This window comes from Tropicimonas isoalkanivorans (assembly GCF_900112335.1).
GTDB lineage: Bacteria > Pseudomonadota > Alphaproteobacteria > Rhodobacterales > Rhodobacteraceae > Tropicimonas > Tropicimonas isoalkanivorans.
This window is the reverse complement of sequence record NZ_FOLG01000001.1, coordinates 784,705-800,827: the sequence shown is the minus strand read 5'-3', so window position 1 is coordinate 800,827 and position 16,123 is coordinate 784,705. Positions and strand designations below refer to the sequence as shown.

Below are 16,123 nucleotides of genomic sequence, written 5' to 3'. Positions count from 1 at the left end.
CAGGGTCTCCGACTCGTCGGGACGGCTTCGGAACATTTCCGCGAACCCAAAGCCGCGTCGCCCGGTGGCCAACAGTAAGGCCGCCGCGAGGACCATTTCATTTTGCATGGTGGACAGTCGGAAGCGGAACAAAACCGGTAAACAGCCGTTAGTCGGCCATGACAATAACGAGCGGCCACCTTTCGAGAGCCGCAGAAAACGCAAATAAGGAAGGACCGCACCAATGCATTCGATCATCTACATAATAGGGTTGGTCGTCGTGGTTCTGGCCGTTTTGAACTTTATCGCCTGAAACCGGAGGCTCTGGCCATGACCACTGAGACATATAATGAAACGTCGAAGACCTCCGCCGAGATCCGGCAGGCCGGTCGCGACCTTCGAGACACTGCCGCTGAGGAAGCGCGCGGCGTCCGCGACGCGGCAAGTGAACACATCCAGAAACAAGCTGAATCGGCGCGCGATGGAATTGCCGATGAGGTCGGCTCCGTCGGTCGCGCCCTCCGTTCCGCCTCAAGCGAACTGAGAGACGGGTCCCCGCAGGAGCAGATCTTCTCCACCGCTGCGAATGCTCTGGCCGATTTCTCGGACACCATGCGCGGAAAGGACCTCGGCCAGATGCTGAGCGAGGTCAACGACTTCGGGCGTCGCAACCCGATGGCATTCCTGGGCGGTGCCGCTTTGCTCGGTTTTGCGGGAATGCGGCTGGCGCGTGCGTCGTATCGCAGCCCGTCCTCGCCATCCGCACCAGCGCCTGCGACGATACCGTCAACGCCGAGCGTTTCGCCGACGACGTCCACCCCGAGCACCTCGCCGGCTGCACCGCCCGCGAGTGGGGTAGGCCTTGCAACCCCGCCGACCACCCCCGCTACGGGGAACCCATCGACATCCACGATCTCCCCGAGCCCGTCGACTGGCGCGGCCCACACCCCGTACGGGAGGACCGATAAATGAACGAACGTCCTGCAACCGAGGGCACGACGACGCTGATCGGCGAGGCGCTGACCTCCGTCGCGTCGCTCGTTCGCTCCGAAGTCGATTTGGCACGCGCCGAGATCGATCAGAATCTTCGCAGCGCGGGCATGGCTCTCGGGATGATCGCCGCGGCCGTCATCTTGGCGCTGACAGCGTTAAACGTGCTTGCGGCCGCTATTGCCGCGGGTCTTGCAAACCTCGGCATCGACGCCGGTTGGGCAGCTTTGATCGTTGGCCTTGCCTTCGGTCTCCTTGCCTGGGTGTTGTTGAACCGCGGTTTGAACAATCTGAAACTTTCCAGCCTGGCGCCGACGCGCACCGCCGAGAATGTGAAGCGTGATGCGCGCGCCGTCAAAGGAGCTACCAATGCCAACTGATCGCCGTTCCCCGAGCGAGATCGAGCGTGATATCGAACGCGACCGTTCGGAACTCGCAAGCACGATTTCGGAACTTCAATCCCGTTTCACCCCGGAAGCCGCTGTGAATGCAGCTTTCGGCAACCTCCGCGAACATGGTGGCGAGTTTGGCACCGCGATCGGACGGTCTGCCAAGCAGAACCCGATCGGGCTGGCACTTACCGGCATCGGGTTGGCCTGGCTGATGTTCGGCCGTTCTCATGATGAGCCGGGCGCGCAGCAGTCCGGTCCGAGCGATCGCAGACTGACCACCAACGTGCCGGAAGAGTATGGGTACACGCCCCCGCGCGTCACCGATCGGACGCCGTCGCCGACCGAACCGCGCCGCAGCAGCTATGCCGGCTACTACGGGACCAAGCGGACCGGCTACGAGCCCGATTGGGCGGTGGACGATGACGAGGACGATGCTCTCTACGGCTACCCAATTGACAACGCTTCGGGACATATCGACGACAGCACGAGCCCCTCGGCACTCGATCGTGCCAAGGCAGCCGGCGCGACGCTCAGCTCGCGCGCGGGGTCTGCGGGCGACGCCGTTGCGTCTGGTGCGGGACGTGCTTCCGACGCTGCGCAATCCGGTGCAAGCAAGGTGGCGGAGGGCGTATCCAGTGCGGCGAGTTCCGTCGCGGACGGCGCGCGCTCGGCAGCGAGAAGCGCGGCGGATGCTGCCAACCGCGCTGGTCGCACTGTGTCCGACACCGCGCGGAGCGGAGCAGACCACGCCGCTCGAGTGCGCGCTCGCCTTGCGCGCGGAACCGAGGATCTGAGCGAGGCCGCCCGGGAGCGTATCATCACCGCTCGCCGCCGTGCTCTGGATGCGCGGCACCGCGCAGCGGCAAAAGCGCAGGACGGGTGGAACCGCGGGCGTGACAGTGCCGTGGAGTTCTACGACGAGTATCCCCTCGTGGCCGGGGCCCTCGCCGTGGCCGTCGGCGCCGCGCTTGCCGCGAGCCTCCCGCGCACGCGCCGGGAAGATGAACTGGTGGGTGAGTATTCCGACCAGCTCTTCGATGAGGCTGAACGGATCTATCTCGAAGAGCGCGACAAGGCAGAGCGCGTTGCCGTCGCTGCCTTGGAGGAGACCCGTGCAGTTGCCAAGGAAGGCATAGACGCGGCCAAGGAACAGGCGCGGAAGGCTGACGAGTCCGGCCAGTCGGCCGTGCAGAAAGTGCGCGAAGGGGTGACCCAGGCGGGTGACCGCATCGCGACCGCCGCCAAGGATGAGGCCGAGAAGCAGAAGCTCGGCAACACGGAGGCCTGACGATGACGGATGTCCGCGGGACGACGGCAACCAAGCCGACGGAAATCCCCATGCGGGGATGGATGGAAATCGGCCTGCGGACATGGCGCCGGGCGGGGGAGGACCATATAAGCCTCATCGCCGCCGGCGTCGCCTTTTACGGCCTTCTGGCAATCTTCCCCGCCATCACCGCGCTTGTCGCTGTTGGCGGGCTTGTCATGGACCCGGTGGAAGTGGGTCAGAAGATCGACACAGTCGCGACGGTCGTGCCACGTGAGGCGTTCGGTATAATCGAATCCCAGGCAACAAAGGTTGCAGGGGCACAGAGCACGGGCCTTGGCCTTGCCGCGATCTTCGGCATCCTGCTCGCGATCTACTCATCCTCCAAAGGCGTTCGCAGCCTCGTTGAAGGGCTCAACATCGCCTACGAGGAAAAGGACACGCGCGGCTTCATCAAACAGAACCTGGTTGTCCTGGCCCTGACGCTGTTTCTTATCGTGGGGATGCTGCTGGGGATCTTCGCGACCACCGTGCTGCCGGTAGTCCTGTCCGTCGTAAACCTGGGTATGGTGACAGAGCTTCTGATATCCGCGGCACGTTGGGTGGTTATGTTTCTTTTGACGATCGGCGGGATCATGGTGCTGTATCGCTACGGCCCCCACCGCGCCACCGCACAGTGGAGCTGGTTGTCGCCTGGGGCCACGTTGGCTTGCATCGTGTGGCTTGGGGCCTCCATGTTGTTCGCCGTCTATGCGGACAACTTCGCGAATTACAACGAAAGCTTCGGCACGCTTGGCGGCGTGATCGCCCTGCTCATGTGGCTGTGGATTTCGGCCTACGTGATCCTGCTCGGGGCTGAACTGGATGCAGAGATGGAGCAACAAACGACGGAAGATACCACGACGGGCTCTCCAATGCCAATGGGCGTGCGTGGTGCGACCAAGGCGGATACCCCACCGCCGGAGCCCACCTGACATCTTCCGAACGCCGTGCGTGGCGTTAGCACCGCCGCGCAATTCAACGCGATCGATGCTCTACCATTCAAAACAGTATCAGCAACACCTCGCCAACGGGATTTGCACGTTAAGCATGTCGCCTTGTCCTTGATTTTCAGGGCAGGGCACGCAATTGCACGCGGACCATGCAGGCAAACGGCGACTTCGGCGGGCAACAACGCAGCGAAGCGCCCCGAAATCGAGACACTACGCCATGACGCAAGAACCCGCGAAGACGTCGTTTGCAAATCGGCCGTCGCTTGGGCAGAGTGCGGGCATGTACGCATCCCACGGCTTTCTTCGCTCCGACATCGGGGACGTCGACGTTGTATATGACGACGGCCTGTTCCACCTCTTCCACCTCGTTCTCCCGAACCACGACTTCATCGCCCACGCGGTCAGCCGTGATGGTATGACGTGGCGCCGGGTGAAGAACGCGATTTTCGTGGGCGATCCCGGGCACTTCGACGACGACATGCTGTGGACGATGCACGTCTCACGCGATCCCGAGCGCCCCGGCGCCTGGCGGATGTTCTACACGGGCCTGTCGCGCGCCGAATACGGGCGCGTGCAACGCGTGGGGATGGCCCGGTCAGACGACCTTTATCACTGGACCCGGTGCGAGAAGGCCAATTACCCGCTCGAAATCGAAGGTTCCTGGTATGAATCCCGGATCGATGAGGGCCGGAGCTGGGTCAGCTTCCGCGATCCCTTCTTCTACCACGACCCGGAGGAGGGGCATCGCCTTCTGCTCGCGGCAGCCCGGGTGAACCACGGGCCCGTCATCCGCCGCGGCTGCGTGGGCGTGGCGCGGGAAACAGCGCCCGACCAATTCGAATTCGAGGAGCCGCTGCACAAGCCGGGCCTCTACGACGATGTCGAAGTGCCGAACCTGTTCCGGCTCGGTGGGCGGTACTACCTCGTAGGCTCGATCCGCGAAGACACCAAAATCCACTACTGGTATGCGGACGATCTCCGCGGCCCGTATATGAATTTCGACGACAACGTGCTGCTGCCCAAGGGGAACTACGCCGCCCGCATCTGCCAGGTGGAGGACCGGCTGCTGCTGTTCAACTTCTTCCAGCGGCGGGAGTTCGTCTATGGCCGCGAGACCATCGGCCGCCTTCTGCCCCCGCCGAAGGAGCTTGTGGCCGGGAAGAATGGGCACCTCATTCCGCGTTCCTTTGGTGGGTTCGACACGCTTGCGAAGTCGTGCACATCCATCACAGAGCCTCATGAATTGCGGACGCTGTTCGGCAACCCCCACGCGTCCGTCGCCGACGGCGGGGGCGAGATCCACATTTCCTGCATTAGCGGATACGAAGCCTTCCTTCTGCCCGGAGAACGCGATGATTTCCGGCTACGGGCCCGGATACAGCTCGAAGGCCTCGGCAAATGTGGCCTGGTCCTGCGTTCGTCCGACGAGGGGGACGGGTATTTCCTCGCCCTCGACCTCGTGAAGGGCTACGCGCAGATCCGGCGTTGGGGCGCCAACCCCCACGCTGAATTTGAGCACGCCTTCACCTACGAGGGGCTCCAGCGCGGATCCTTCCTGACCCACGATCCCCGCGAATCCTGGGAGACCGAGATCGTTGCGCACGGCCCATACATCGAATTCTCCATGAACGGTCAGGTGACGCTTTGCATTGCCGACGACGCGTACAGCAGCGGGCGCATCGGCTTCTACACCGAGTCCGCAAAAGTGAAGCTCGACAATATCACGGTTGAAGACCTGCACCGCGCCGTTGCGGAAGAAGAGACCGTCTATACATCGACCCGTCAGAGCGACGTTCCCATGTCGCCTGACGTTCCCATGGGACCATGACCGGCACTGACATACGACAGACCCGACCCTGGCTGCTTGTCAGCGACATCGACGACACCCTGACCGGCAGTTCCGAGGCCCTGCAACGCTTCTCCGACGCGATCGCGCGATACCATGACCGCATATGGTTCGCGGTCAATTCCAGCCGCCCCTCGGGCAGCGTCGCGGAGACGCTGGAGCGTGTGTTTCCCCCCGGCCTGAAGCCGGACGCTGTGATTACGGCCCTTGGTACGGAAATTTCCCTCGGGGGCGAACCGGTTCCCGACTGGGATGCCCGGTTCGAGGGCTGGCCGCAGGAGCGGATCTTCGAGATCGTCTCCCGCTTCGGCCACCGCCCTCACGCGCCCGAATTCCAGACGCCACGCAAGGTAAGCTTTGCAATCCCCGGCGAAAAGGCGCAGGCCGAGGTGCGGGCGGCGCTGGCGGAGCAGAACATCCGGTGCCGCATCATCGCGTCCGGCATCGACGACTTCGACATCATCCCGGAAAACGCGGGTAAGGATGCCGCAACGCTCCATCTGGCCCGGACGCTCGGGTGCGACATTACGCATGTAGTCGTCGCGGGTGACAGCGGGAACGACCTCGCGATGTTCCACGTTGTCGGTAATGGGATAGCGGTCGGAAACGCCCGTCAGGAACTGCTCGATGGGCTTGAGCCGGGCACGTTCTACCACGCGAGGCACGACCACGCGGCCGGTGTTCTGGAGGGGCTCCGGCATTATGGCGCCCTGCCGGCGACCGACGGCGACCCATAAAATAGAGAGAGGTATTAAAGCACACCATGAACAGCAATTTCACCGGATCGCTCATGCTCATTTCCCTTCACGGCTATGTCGCTGGGTCGCCCGAACTCGGCAAGCCGGACACGGGGGGGCAGGTCGTCTTCGTCATGGAACTGGCGAAGCGCTTCGCGCGTCTGGGATACAACGTCGACGTTCTGACGCGGCAGTTCGAGGATCAGCCGGCCGAAGATCGGATCAACGACAACCTGCGGGTCTGGCGCATCCCCTTCGGCGGGCCGGATTTCATCCGCAAGGAGGATATGCACGACTGGTACGGCGACTTCGTCTCCAATGCCCTCGCGGCAATCCGGCGGCAGGGGTTGAGCTACGACGTGGTCAACAGCCACTATTGGGATGCAGGAGTTTCTGGCCAGAAGATCGCCGAGGAACTCCAGATCCCCCATATCCACACGCCTCACTCGCTCGGCTGGTGGAAGGCCAAGGACATGAAGAGCCTCGACGAGGGGGAGAGCGCGAACTACCGCTTCAAGGAGCGCATTCAGACCGAATACGTGCTCTATCGCAGCTGCGACCACATCATTGCCACCAGCGAACAGCAGGCAACGATGATCGAGGAACAGTACGAGTTGCCGAGCCATCACATCACGATGATCCCCCCCGGCATCGACGAACAGCGCTTTACCGCGGTGACGCCCCAGCAGCTCGAGGAAGTGCGCCAGCGCCTGAAGATGACGGAGAACGACGTCTACGTCGTCGGCCGCTCGGCAACGAACAAGGGATACGACCTGATCATCCAGGCGCTGCCTCACCTGCGGCAACTGCAACCGGACGCGCGGCTTGTCCTCGCGGCAGGAGCAAACTCGGAGGATGACGAAACCCTCATCGACTCCTGGAAAGCTGAAGCGGCGGAGCTCGGTGTGGCTGACAACATTGACTGGCGCGGCTACGTGGCCGACGAGGATCTCGCGGACTACTACCGCGCGCCGGGCATCTTCGCCCTGCCGTCGCGCTATGAGCCGTTCGGGATGACCGCCGTGGAGGCAATGGCTTGCGGCACGCCCACCGTTTTGACGACCCGAGGCGGACTGTTCGAGCAAGTCGACTTCGGCCGCCACGCCCTCGCTGCCGACCCGACGCGGCCGCAGGAATTTGCCGCGATGGTGAACATGCCCATGCAGCATGATCGGTTGCGGGAAAGGCTCTCGGTGGAGGGTGCACGGTTTGCGCGGCGTCATTTCGGCTGGACCGGGATTGCCCGCCGCACACTCGAGATCTTCGAGAGCTTCAAGGGGCGTTACCAGGCGGCGTTCTGAGCTGCTCCCGCGCGCTTGCCGCCTACGCCCCCTGAGTGCCATAGCTTGTCGATCGGGCTGATCAATCGGGACTGGCAGGACCCGCCGAAGGCGGGCGCGGCCCAACCGCTGACGAACCGCGCCCGCCGGGCGCGGGAAGGCAGTGGGCGGGAGCCCCCCTGACCTCTGCACACCCGTTGAACTCGGCACGGCGCGAGCGTAGAAGGGCCGGCATGTCTCAGGACGGCGCCCCTTCGGACCCAAGGTCCCTCATTCGCATCGCCCGCGAATCCGGCCGGAACGAGCGGGGGGAGCCGCTCGATCTGGGCGAGCGTGTTCGCGAGCTCCGCAAGGCGAAGGGATGGACGCTGGAGCAGGCGGCCGGGCAAGCCGGGCTGGCGCGCTCCACGCTCTCCAAGATCGAGAACGGTCAAATGTCGCCGACTTACGATGCGCTCAAGAAGCTCGCCGGCGGGCTGAAGATCAGCGTTCCCCAACTTTTCACACCGCCGCCTCAGGTGGAGGCAAACGGCCGCATGGTCGTGAACATGGCCGGCGACGGTGCCGCCCACGCGACCGCGACCTACGAGCACGAGTTGCTCGCGGACGGACTCACCACAAAGAAAATGCTGCCCTATCGCGCGCGCATCCGAGCCCGGTCCATGGAGGAATTCGATGGCTGGGTCCGCCACGAGGGCGAAGAGTTTCTGTTGGTCCTGACCGGCGTGATCCGCCTCTACACCGAGTTCTACGCTCCCGTAGACCTGCGGCGCGGTGACAGCGCCTATTACGACGCCACCATGGGCCACAACGTCGTTTCCGTCAGTCAGGAGGACGCGACGATCCTCTGGGTTACATCACTCAACTGACCCGCGTGGCTCGTCTCACTCCGCCGCGTAAGCGAAAGTCGTTTTGGCCTGAGCTCCGGGAAGCAGGCGCAGTTCGAGTGCCTCCAGCCCTTCGGACAGAGTCAGGTCATGCGTGTTCGCGATATATTCGGTGAGAAGGTGCTTGTTGCCACGAAATCTCGCCAGCGCGGTGGCATCAGCATAGGGGAAAAGGGTCTGCAACCGGTGAAGTTGCCCGTGCCATTCCTGCAGAAATTCGCACCACGTCATCACCGTCCTCCCCTCGTTTCTATTGCGACCACGTTACGCGAAGTGCTGGGCTGCAACGAAATGGTTTAATTATGGGGGAACGGCATTTTGGGCTTGTCGGCTGAATTCCGAGCAGAATTCTCGACCCGGTGGCGATCCGCCGCGCAATAATCTTGCGTCGGCATGTCGACCGGTTGCGGCGAATCATCTCAGCGCCGATTCGTCCGCCTTCCAGCGTCAGACGTCTGGCGGCAGCAATCCGAGACCACGGAGATAGATTCCGATCCCGGTTTCCAGCAGGTCCTCGGGCGGGAAAGGCGCCCGGCTTCCCGGCGCGCCACGGGCGTAGAGTTCGACGACCCCGTGGCTCATCGCCCAGATATGGGCCGAGACCATCTGTGGAGGCGGGCGCCGGTCGGGTGGAAGCTGCTCCATAAGCCCTTCGGCGGCGCGCTCCAGCACCCCCGCCGCACGATCCGCCGCGTTTGCGAGTTCCGGATCCGAGCGGAGCGACAGGCCTGCCTCGAACATGGCCTGGTAATGGCCCGGGTTTTTTCTTGCGAAGGCGAGATAGGCGCGGCCGGTGGACTCGAAACTTGCAAGCGGCGACGGCTGGCCCTTCTCGAAGGCATATTCCATCAAGTCGGCAAAGATCTCGAAGCCTTCTTTCGCAATCGCATAGAGCAGATCCTCTCGGCCCTGGAAGTGGCGATAGACGGCCGCCGGCGTCACCCCCGCGGCCTTCGCCGCCTCCGACAGGGTAAAGCCCTGCGGCCCCTTCGCCTCGATCAGGCCGAGCGCGGCGTCGATCAGGGCCTGACGAAGGTTCCCGTGGTGGTAGCCGCGTTTCTTAGGCATGTATCAGGGCAGGGCCACCGCAGATCGCTGCGTCGACCTCGCCCACCACCTTCGGTTTCTTGCCCTCGTACTCGATCTGGCTCAGCACGAGGCGGATTGCGGCGATCCGGGCGCGGCGCTTGTCGTCGGCGCGGATGACGGTCCACGGGGCGTAGATCTCGTGCGTCAGGTGCAACGTCTCCGAGATTGCTTCGGAGTATTCGTCCCAGAAGTTCAGCCCGTCCACGTCGATCTTCGACAGTTTCCACTGCTTCAGCGGATCGTGCTCGCGCGACAGCATCCGGTTGAGCTGTTCCGCCTGACTGATGTTCAGCCAGATCTTGAAGAGCTTGATACCGTCCTCCACCAGCAGTTTCTCGAAGTCGGGAAGCTGCCGAAAGAACGCCTGCCGTTCGGCCTTGGTGCAAAATCCGAAGACGTGCTCGACCACGCCGCGGTTGTACCAGGACCGGTCGAACAGGCAGATCTCGCCGCCCGCGGGCATCTGTTCCACGTAGCGCTGGAAGTACCACTGGTTGACCTCGCGGCTGGTGGGCGCGCTGAGCGCCACCACGCGGGCCGAACGGGGGTTCATATATTCCATGAACCGCTTGATGGCGCCGCCTTTTCCGGCCGTGTCCCGGCCCTCGAAGACGATCGCGATCCGCTCCTTCGAATTTGCCGCCCAGGCCTGCAATTTGACCAGTTCGATCTGGAGCTTGTGGAGCGTCTCCTCGTACTCGTCCTTGTCCATGCGGTCTTCATAGGGATAGCTCCCCTGGAGGATCGGCTTGCCATCGGCATCCTTGATCGCCTCGCGGACGGGATCGGGGGCTTTTTTCTTGTAGAACTCACTGATGGCGCCGTCGAAGGGCAGGTTTGACATAAGCTTTTCCCGTGTTTTGTTCACTATGCAGACGGACGTACCCTAGTTCAATCCGCCCCGGGATGCGGCCCGGATCACGGCTTCCGCGCTTGCCTCCGGGTTCGCGTGGTGTGGCATGTGACCGACGCCCGGCAATTCGGTCAGCTTGGCATCCGGAAGCAGGTTGGCCGTGGGGCAGGCGTGCACGTTGAAATAGACCACACTGTCGGACGTGCCATGGACGATCTCGACCGGCATGCGGAGGGTCGGATAGCGACGTGACATCGCGGCGAGATGGGGTTTCAGCCCGCCCACCTGCCGGACATTCGCCCCCAGCACCTTCGGCCGGCGCAGAGTGAGGGGAACGCCCATGTGCTCTACGTAGCCGTCCGGCACGGGCTGCGGGGCGAAAATGGCGGCAATGGCACGATCGGCCACCGAACGCGGTGTCAGGCGGGTGGCGAGGCGAACGGCGAGCCAGCCGCCGACGGGCGTGGCTCCGACACGGTACCAAAGGCCGAGCTCACCCGGCCATGGCATCGTGGCCCCCGCGAGCGAGACCACCGCGGCCACCCGCTCCGGCCGGTCCAGCGCCCAGGCCATCGCGACCGCGCCGCCATAGGAATGGCCGACGATCACGGCGCGGCGGATGCCGAGTTGCGCGGCCGCCGCGTCCAGCATGGCGGCTTGCTCGGACGGACTCTCGCCCCCGCGGTGCAGGCGCTCCGAATGGCCCAGTCCCGGCCGGTCGAAGGCGGTGACGCGGAAGTGCCGTGCCAGCCGGCCGGCGAACTCGAAGGTGAAATCCCGCAGGCTGCCCGACGCGCCGTGCAGCAAGACGACATCTGGCCCGTCTCCCTCCACAAACGCGTGCACCTGCCGTCCGTCCACCTGCAAAAGCCGGCCGACGGGTGGAAAGGCGCGCGCCGCCCGGCGGGCGCTACCGGGGATCAGTCCCGATGGCATGAAGGTCGAACGGGGTGGTTTGGTAAATCTCGTTGATCCAGTTGCCGTAAAACAGGTGCGCATGGCTGCGCCAGCGATTGGTCGGCATGTTCTCCGGATCGTCGTCAGGATAGTAATTGACCGGCACGTTGATCGGCTGGCCGGCATCCACGTCCCGGTCGTATTCCTCCTTCAGTGTGCCGCTGTCGTATTCGAAGTGGTTGAACACGTAGAGCGCCCTGTGGTCGGGGTCCTCCACCAGCGCGGGGCCGGTGTCGTCGGAGGAGATCAGCGGGATCAATGCGGGTACGGCCTCGATCTCGTCCTGCCGCATCTCGGTCCAGCGGCTCACCGGCATCAACAGATCGTCCGAGAAGCCCCGCAAATAGGGCGACGCGGGCGCGAGGTTCCGATGCCGGAAGCACCCGAAGGCCTTGTGATCCAGCATGTGTTTGGGGACGTCATGAAAATAGTTGATCATCGCCATCCCGCCCCAGCAGACGCCGAGGGTGGAATGCACGTTGGTCTGGGTCCACTCGAAGATCTGGGTGAGCTCGTCCCAATAGGTCACCTCCTCGAACGGCAAATGCTCGATCGGGGCGCCGGTGATAATGAGCCCGTCGAACTTCTCGTCCGTGACCTCGGTCCAGGGATTGTAAAACGCCTCCATATGCTCGGCGGCGGTGTTCCGCGTCTCGTGGGAGGAGATGCGGATCAGGTGAAGGTCGATCTGCAACGGCGTCGCTCCGATAAGCCGGGCGAATTGCGTCTCGGTCTGGATCTTTTTGGGCATCAGGTTGAGCAGCCCGATGCGCAGGGGGCGAATGTCCTGCCGCGCCGCGCGATCCTCGCCCATGACCATGACGCCCTCGTTCTGAAGGATGTCATAGGCGGGCAGGGTTTCGGGCAGTTTGATCGGCATGACATGTCTCGCGGGTTGGAACGCCTCAGATAGACCTTGCGTCAGCCGCGCTCAAGGGCGCGGCCAATGAGCGCCTCGAACGCTTCCGGGCTGTCGGCGGCGGCGACTTCCTCCGCCGTGACCTTGACGCCCCAGTTGTCGGCGATGGCGGCATAGGCCGGTTGCCGCGCGGCCATGGCACGGCGGTAGGCGAAGCGGACGAATGCGTCCGGGTCAACCTCGCCGGCTGTCGCCTTGTGGTCGCAAAGGAAGTCCTGCCAGCAGCTCTCGGTGAAGGCGGGCCGGTAGCACATGGGTTTCGGCGCCCGGTTGAAACGCCGCACCAACTCCTCCGCATGCGCCTCCGAGCCTTCGATCCAGACAAGAAGCATCGTCTTTGCCAGCGTGGTCAGGATTTCGTCCTGCGGGTCGTCGGGATCGACAACTTCACAGAAGGAGCCGCTGAAATCGCAGACGAAATGGGGGTAGCCATAGATCTCTTCCGCCCTGTCGACGAAACGCGGCACGTCGAGCATCGCGGCACGTTCAGCCGCGTCGTGCTGGGCCTGGCGCTTGCGATATTCTTCCATCGGCAAACCGCCGCGGTCCGGATCGCCGGGTTTGCCGAGGTATTGGGAGAGCGGCGCGAGGTTGTTGAAGGTGATGTTGGACTCGATACGGATGGAATCCGACATCAGCAATTCCCGCAGGTGCGGCACCTGCATCGCCTGGCGTTTGAACTCGTCGGAGATCAACTCGCCCATGTACCGCGTCCCGATGCGGTAATCGACGGAGTAGTGGAACCAGTCGCCATGTGCTCGGAGCTGGTTCGAGACATGCGTCTTGCCCAAGCCTGACATGCCAAACAGACCCAAGCGTTTCTTGGGGGTGGCGAACCAGGCGGCGGCGTCGGGATAGAGGAGGCGCGGGAAGCTCATGCGCCGATTGGTAGCGGGCGGACCGCCATTGATCCAGAGCGATTCGTCGGTGTAGGCCGGTGACGTGCCGGGATTATACCTGCGGAAATTCGGCGCACCCTTGCGCTGGCTGTGCCGGATATTCGGTCGGCCTGACCGACGAAGGGGCGGGATTTCGGCCGGATCGTGCCGGTATGGAAAATCAACATGGACACAGTGCGCCCGCCAACTAGGTTCGGCGCATAGCGTGCCGCAGCCGAACAAACCGCCCCAAAAGGGCGCCCGTGCCGCGGTCTTAAGGAATTGACGGGTGTATTTGTATGGGTAAGCAACCAATCGTTATCGTGGCGGGGCAGTCGAATGCGACGATGCCGCCCCTGCCGATCGCAGTGTCACAACAACTCGCCGAGATGGGCGCCATCGTCGTCCACTATGCGGTGTCGGGCAGCGCCTTGTCGGCGCATCGGTATTATCAGGACAATGACGACTGGGACCCGTCCGGCGAGCCGGGAGCCGGCGAACTGCTGGACGATCTCTATGCGCGGGTGGACAGCATCGTTGACCCGGGCAAGCCTGGCCATATCGAGGGGGCCCATGTCGCCGGAATGATCTGGGTGCAGGGGGAGGCCGACGCGGGCCTGAGCGAAACGGCCGCGGACTACAAGGCGAACCTGAAGCTGCTGCACGCCGACGTGACCGCACGCTATGGCGCTCACGACATGGTCGTTTCGCTCCTCTCTGAAGACGTGTCGGCGGAACGTCGGGAAGGGCTGTGGCAGGACAGCGCCGAACAGGAAAACGGCTGGGCGACCGTGCGTCAGGCGCAAATGGCCGTGGCCGCGAAGGACGCTTCCGTCCTCTCCGTGGACCCCGACACCGTGGCCGCCGGCCAGGGCTTCACGGTCGAGGACATGTTCCAGGACGACCGGATCCATTACGAACCCGATTTCGCTGCCCTGCTTGGGCAGGAGCTGGCGAGCACGTTGTCGGTGTCTGGCGACGCGGACATTCAGGTCGGCACGCAAGGCAACGACTGGTTCAAGGTGTCTGCCAGGGCGCCGGTGCAGCAGATGCTCGGTTTCACCCAGTACGACACGGCGGATTTCTCGAACCTGAGACACGGCGTGTGGGTCAAGAACTACCTCGGCGAGATGGCGGTGGCCCACGAAAGGGGCAACGCGACCGAGTTGACGGTCTCCATGGTGAGCGTGGAGGCGGCCAAGGGGACGAGCTATGCCGATGTCTTCGTGCTGGGCCGGCAGATGCACACCGTCGACGCGTCCGGCGGGGCGGACAAGGTCATCGGATGGGGGCGAGGCAGGGATGTGATCGACCTCGGCGCCGGAGACGATGTCGCCTCCGGACGGGGGGGCCGGGATATCATCCACGGCGAGAATGGCCGGGATGTGCTGCGCGGGAACGGCGGCGCGGATCGGCTGTTCGGCGACGCTGGCCGGGACAAACTTGTCGGCGGTGCCGGGCGGGACAAGCTGGTTGGTGGTGCAGGCAACGATGAATTGCGCCCGGGGGGCGGCGAGGATCGGATTATCTGGCGCCCCAACGAGTCCGGGACGGACCGCGTGATCGGGTTCGAGCAGGGCGACGACCTTCTGGTATTCCAAGACAGGAACGTCGACTTCGGCGATCTGGAGTTCGACGCGGGCCGTTCCAACCTTCGAATTCACATCGACGCAGGCGGAATGGACCTGACCGTCGTCCTGGTCGGGGGTGCGGACTTGACGCTGACCGAAGATGATTTCCTCTTCTGAGGTGCTCTCCGCCCGGGTCCCGATGTGTCAGGCCCCGGGCAAGACGGATCAGAAGTTGTAGGCGATACGCATCCCGAGCGTGAACGCGGTGTTGTTCTCGAACTCCGCCCGAATCACGTCCGGCGTGCCCGTTTCCGGTTTCGCATCGCCGAGCCACATGTACCGGGCGCCACCCGAAACCGTCACGTCTCCTATTTCATAGGCTGTGCCCAGAGCTACGGCCCAGAATCCGTTGGTCGGCGAAAGCGGCGACACAACGTCGTCCTCCCCGGGCTCGTATAAAACAGCCACGGATCCTGCCCAAACGTCGGTGAACTCGCGCGCAAGGCCAATTTCGTAGGTCGTCGCATCGTCGAGGTCCACCAGCCCCTCGCGGGCGGTTCCGATGAAATACTTCGGGTCGATCTTGAACTCGCTCCAGTCGACCCACCGCACCGAGCCGAAGAGCAGCGTGTTGGCTGCGATGCCCGTTTGCATGTCCAGGTTGATCGATTGCGGCGTCTCGACCTCCGTCGTGGTCTTGAGGTCTCCGGGCAGGCCGAAGGCGCCGAGGCCGTTCTCGGTCGTCTTCATGTCGTGGCTGATCTTGGAATTGTAGGTCAGCGCCACCCGCAATGCGAGTTCCGGGATCTCGTAGGCATAGCCGAGCGAATAACCGAGCGAGGTGTCCCGTTCCAAATCGACGTCGTAGCCGTTGAACGGCCCGTAGGCGACGCCTTCCAAGCCGATAGACCCTTCCGCGGCCTCAATACGAATCCCGCCGTGAACGCTCCAGCGCGGGTCGAAGGCGTAGCGCAGCAATCCCGTCACGGCGTTGGTTTCCGCGAAGGCGCGGGTCCCGCCCAGTTCGGTCGCGGTGGCGCTGCCGTTATACGCAATGTCGGTGCCATAGGGCTGGTCGAAGATCACCGCCGCCGACAGGGCTTCGGTGAGTTGCATCTTCACCGCCGCGCCGAAGGTCCAGAAATCGTCGCCCACGCCGTTGTACCCGAAGCCCGAGGACAGGACGTCGACGGGTCCGATCGGCGTGGCGACGGAAATGCCGTCGCCGGTTCCGGTGATGTCGGGCGACGTGTGGGCGAAAGAGAGTTCCACATAGGCGCCGTTCGCGCCGCCCTCTTCGAACAGCGCGCCGATCGGCTGGCCAGTGCGGTCCAGTCCGCCCGCACAGGCGCCTCCTGCAATGGCTGCAAGTATGGACGCGCTGCCCAATGCTCTTTTCATCGTTCCTGTCCCTTGGCTCTCGGTTGGCCGCACGCCGGACGGTGCGCGGGGGTGATACGTTTGGTGTATGGTTGCTGGGGCCTCA

The 16,123-nt window shown here is 63.7% G+C and carries 16 protein-coding genes; 9 read left to right on the top strand and 7 right to left on the bottom strand.

Annotated features, from left to right (window positions below; translation table 11 throughout):
• Positions 1-309 precede the first annotated feature (309 nt).
• From BM075_RS03775 to BM075_RS03740, 8 genes are all read left to right on the top strand, one after another.
• Positions 310-951 carry a hypothetical protein gene (locus tag BM075_RS03775; protein ID WP_093359305.1) on the top strand — a complete coding sequence of 214 codons (642 nt, stop codon included), beginning with the start codon at positions 310-312 and terminating at the stop codon, positions 949-951.
• Positions 948-1,349 carry a phage holin family protein gene (locus BM075_RS03770; protein ID WP_093359304.1) on the top strand — a complete coding sequence of 134 codons (402 nt, stop codon included), beginning with the start codon at positions 948-950 and terminating at the stop codon, positions 1,347-1,349. The genes BM075_RS03775 and BM075_RS03770 overlap by 4 nt, the downstream gene beginning before the upstream one ends.
• Positions 1,339-2,649 (top strand): DUF3618 domain-containing protein, encoded by a 1,311-nt coding sequence (locus BM075_RS03765; protein WP_177208233.1) that lies wholly within the window; start codon positions 1,339-1,341, stop codon positions 2,647-2,649. Before BM075_RS03770 ends, BM075_RS03765 begins: the two co-directional genes overlap by 11 nt.
• A 2-nt stretch (positions 2,650-2,651) precedes the next feature.
• A complete protein-coding gene (locus BM075_RS03760; RefSeq protein ID WP_093359302.1) occupies positions 2,652-3,602 on the top strand; it encodes a YihY/virulence factor BrkB family protein in 951 nt (316 codons plus the stop codon).
• A gap of 298 nt (positions 3,603-3,900) precedes the next feature.
• Entirely contained in the window at positions 3,901-5,448 is a 1,548-nt protein-coding gene (locus BM075_RS03755) for a glycosyl hydrolase (RefSeq protein ID WP_093359416.1), read from the top strand.
• Positions 5,445-6,203, top strand: a complete 759-nt coding sequence (locus BM075_RS03750; RefSeq protein ID WP_093359301.1) for an HAD-IIB family hydrolase — start codon at positions 5,445-5,447, stop codon at positions 6,201-6,203. Before BM075_RS03755 ends, BM075_RS03750 begins: the two co-directional genes overlap by 4 nt.
• 26 nt (positions 6,204-6,229) lie before the next feature.
• Positions 6,230-7,504 (top strand): glycosyltransferase, encoded by a 1,275-nt coding sequence (locus BM075_RS03745; RefSeq protein ID WP_093359300.1) that lies wholly within the window; start codon positions 6,230-6,232, stop codon positions 7,502-7,504.
• A 212-nt stretch (positions 7,505-7,716) separates the two neighbouring features.
• The gene (locus BM075_RS03740; RefSeq protein ID WP_093359299.1) at positions 7,717-8,352 is read left to right on the top strand and encodes a helix-turn-helix domain-containing protein; all 636 of its coding nucleotides are present in this window, start codon (positions 7,717-7,719) and stop codon (positions 8,350-8,352) included.
• A 15-nt stretch (positions 8,353-8,367) separates the two neighbouring features.
• Here the strand turns inward: BM075_RS03740 and BM075_RS03735 are convergent, their stop codons facing one another.
• The 6 genes from BM075_RS03735 to BM075_RS03710 form a co-directional block, all read right to left on the bottom strand.
• Complete coding sequence (locus BM075_RS03735; RefSeq protein ID WP_093359298.1) at positions 8,368-8,601, bottom strand: hypothetical protein; 234 nt, start codon at positions 8,599-8,601, stop codon at positions 8,368-8,370.
• Positions 8,602-8,817: 216 nt separating this feature from the next.
• Positions 8,818-9,438 (bottom strand): TetR/AcrR family transcriptional regulator, encoded by a 621-nt coding sequence (locus BM075_RS03730; RefSeq protein ID WP_093359297.1) that lies wholly within the window; start codon positions 9,436-9,438, stop codon positions 8,818-8,820.
• Positions 9,431-10,303, bottom strand: coding sequence for a polyphosphate kinase 2 (gene ppk2, locus BM075_RS03725; protein ID WP_093359296.1), 873 nt, complete (start codon positions 10,301-10,303; stop codon positions 9,431-9,433). The genes BM075_RS03730 and ppk2 overlap by 8 nt, the downstream gene beginning before the upstream one ends.
• A gap of 42 nt (positions 10,304-10,345) precedes the next feature.
• Positions 10,346-11,158, bottom strand: a complete 813-nt coding sequence (locus BM075_RS03720; protein ID WP_245758729.1) for an alpha/beta fold hydrolase — start codon at positions 11,156-11,158, stop codon at positions 10,346-10,348.
• Positions 11,159-11,222: 64 nt separating this feature from the next.
• Positions 11,223-12,149: a homoserine O-acetyltransferase MetA gene (metA, locus tag BM075_RS03715; RefSeq protein ID WP_093359294.1), complete on the bottom strand. Its 927-nt coding sequence runs from the start codon at positions 12,147-12,149 to the stop codon at positions 11,223-11,225.
• 41 nt (positions 12,150-12,190) lie between these two features.
• Positions 12,191-13,066, bottom strand: a complete 876-nt coding sequence (locus BM075_RS03710; RefSeq protein ID WP_093359293.1) for a type 2 periplasmic-binding domain-containing protein — start codon at positions 13,064-13,066, stop codon at positions 12,191-12,193.
• 299 nt (positions 13,067-13,365) lie between these two features.
• Between BM075_RS03710 and BM075_RS03705 the strand changes: the two genes are divergently transcribed.
• On the top strand, positions 13,366-14,814 hold the full coding sequence (locus tag BM075_RS03705; protein ID WP_093359292.1) for a sialate O-acetylesterase: 1,449 nt from the start codon (positions 13,366-13,368) through the stop codon (positions 14,812-14,814).
• Between the two features lie 48 nt (positions 14,815-14,862).
• Here BM075_RS03705 and BM075_RS03700 read toward each other — a convergent pair whose 3' ends face one another.
• The gene (locus tag BM075_RS03700) at positions 14,863-16,038 is read right to left on the bottom strand and encodes an OmpP1/FadL family transporter (RefSeq protein ID WP_093359291.1); all 1,176 of its coding nucleotides are present in this window, start codon (positions 16,036-16,038) and stop codon (positions 14,863-14,865) included.
• Positions 16,039-16,123 lie beyond the last annotated feature (85 nt).

Excerpts from the sequence above, each read along its gene's own strand:
- BM075_RS03775 (WP_093359305.1), top strand. The coding sequence starts at position 310 with ATGACCACTGAGACATATAATGAAACGTCGAAGACCTCCGCCGAGATC.
- BM075_RS03770 (WP_093359304.1), top strand. The coding sequence starts at position 948 with ATGAACGAACGTCCTGCAACCGAGGGCACGACGACGCTGATCGGCGAG.
- BM075_RS03765 (WP_177208233.1), top strand. The coding sequence starts at position 1,339 with ATGCCAACTGATCGCCGTTCCCCGAGCGAGATCGAGCGTGATATCGAA.
- BM075_RS03760 (WP_093359302.1), top strand. The coding sequence starts at position 2,652 with ATGACGGATGTCCGCGGGACGACGGCAACCAAGCCGACGGAAATCCCC.
- BM075_RS03755 (WP_093359416.1), top strand. The coding sequence starts at position 3,901 with ATGTACGCATCCCACGGCTTTCTTCGCTCCGACATCGGGGACGTCGAC.
- BM075_RS03750 (WP_093359301.1), top strand. The coding sequence starts at position 5,445 with ATGACCGGCACTGACATACGACAGACCCGACCCTGGCTGCTTGTCAGC.
- BM075_RS03745 (WP_093359300.1), top strand. The coding sequence starts at position 6,230 with ATGAACAGCAATTTCACCGGATCGCTCATGCTCATTTCCCTTCACGGC.
- BM075_RS03740 (WP_093359299.1), top strand. The coding sequence starts at position 7,717 with ATGTCTCAGGACGGCGCCCCTTCGGACCCAAGGTCCCTCATTCGCATC.
- BM075_RS03735 (WP_093359298.1), bottom strand. The coding sequence starts at position 8,601 with ATGACGTGGTGCGAATTTCTGCAGGAATGGCACGGGCAACTTCACCGG.
- BM075_RS03730 (WP_093359297.1), bottom strand. The coding sequence starts at position 9,438 with ATGCCTAAGAAACGCGGCTACCACCACGGGAACCTTCGTCAGGCCCTG.
- ppk2 (WP_093359296.1), bottom strand. The coding sequence starts at position 10,303 with ATGTCAAACCTGCCCTTCGACGGCGCCATCAGTGAGTTCTACAAGAAA.
- metA (WP_093359294.1), bottom strand. The coding sequence starts at position 12,149 with ATGCCGATCAAACTGCCCGAAACCCTGCCCGCCTATGACATCCTTCAG.
- BM075_RS03710 (WP_093359293.1), bottom strand. The coding sequence starts at position 13,066 with ATGAGCTTCCCGCGCCTCCTCTATCCCGACGCCGCCGCCTGGTTCGCC.
- BM075_RS03705 (WP_093359292.1), top strand. The coding sequence starts at position 13,366 with ATGGGTAAGCAACCAATCGTTATCGTGGCGGGGCAGTCGAATGCGACG.
- BM075_RS03700 (WP_093359291.1), bottom strand. The coding sequence starts at position 16,038 with ATGAAAAGAGCATTGGGCAGCGCGTCCATACTTGCAGCCATTGCAGGA.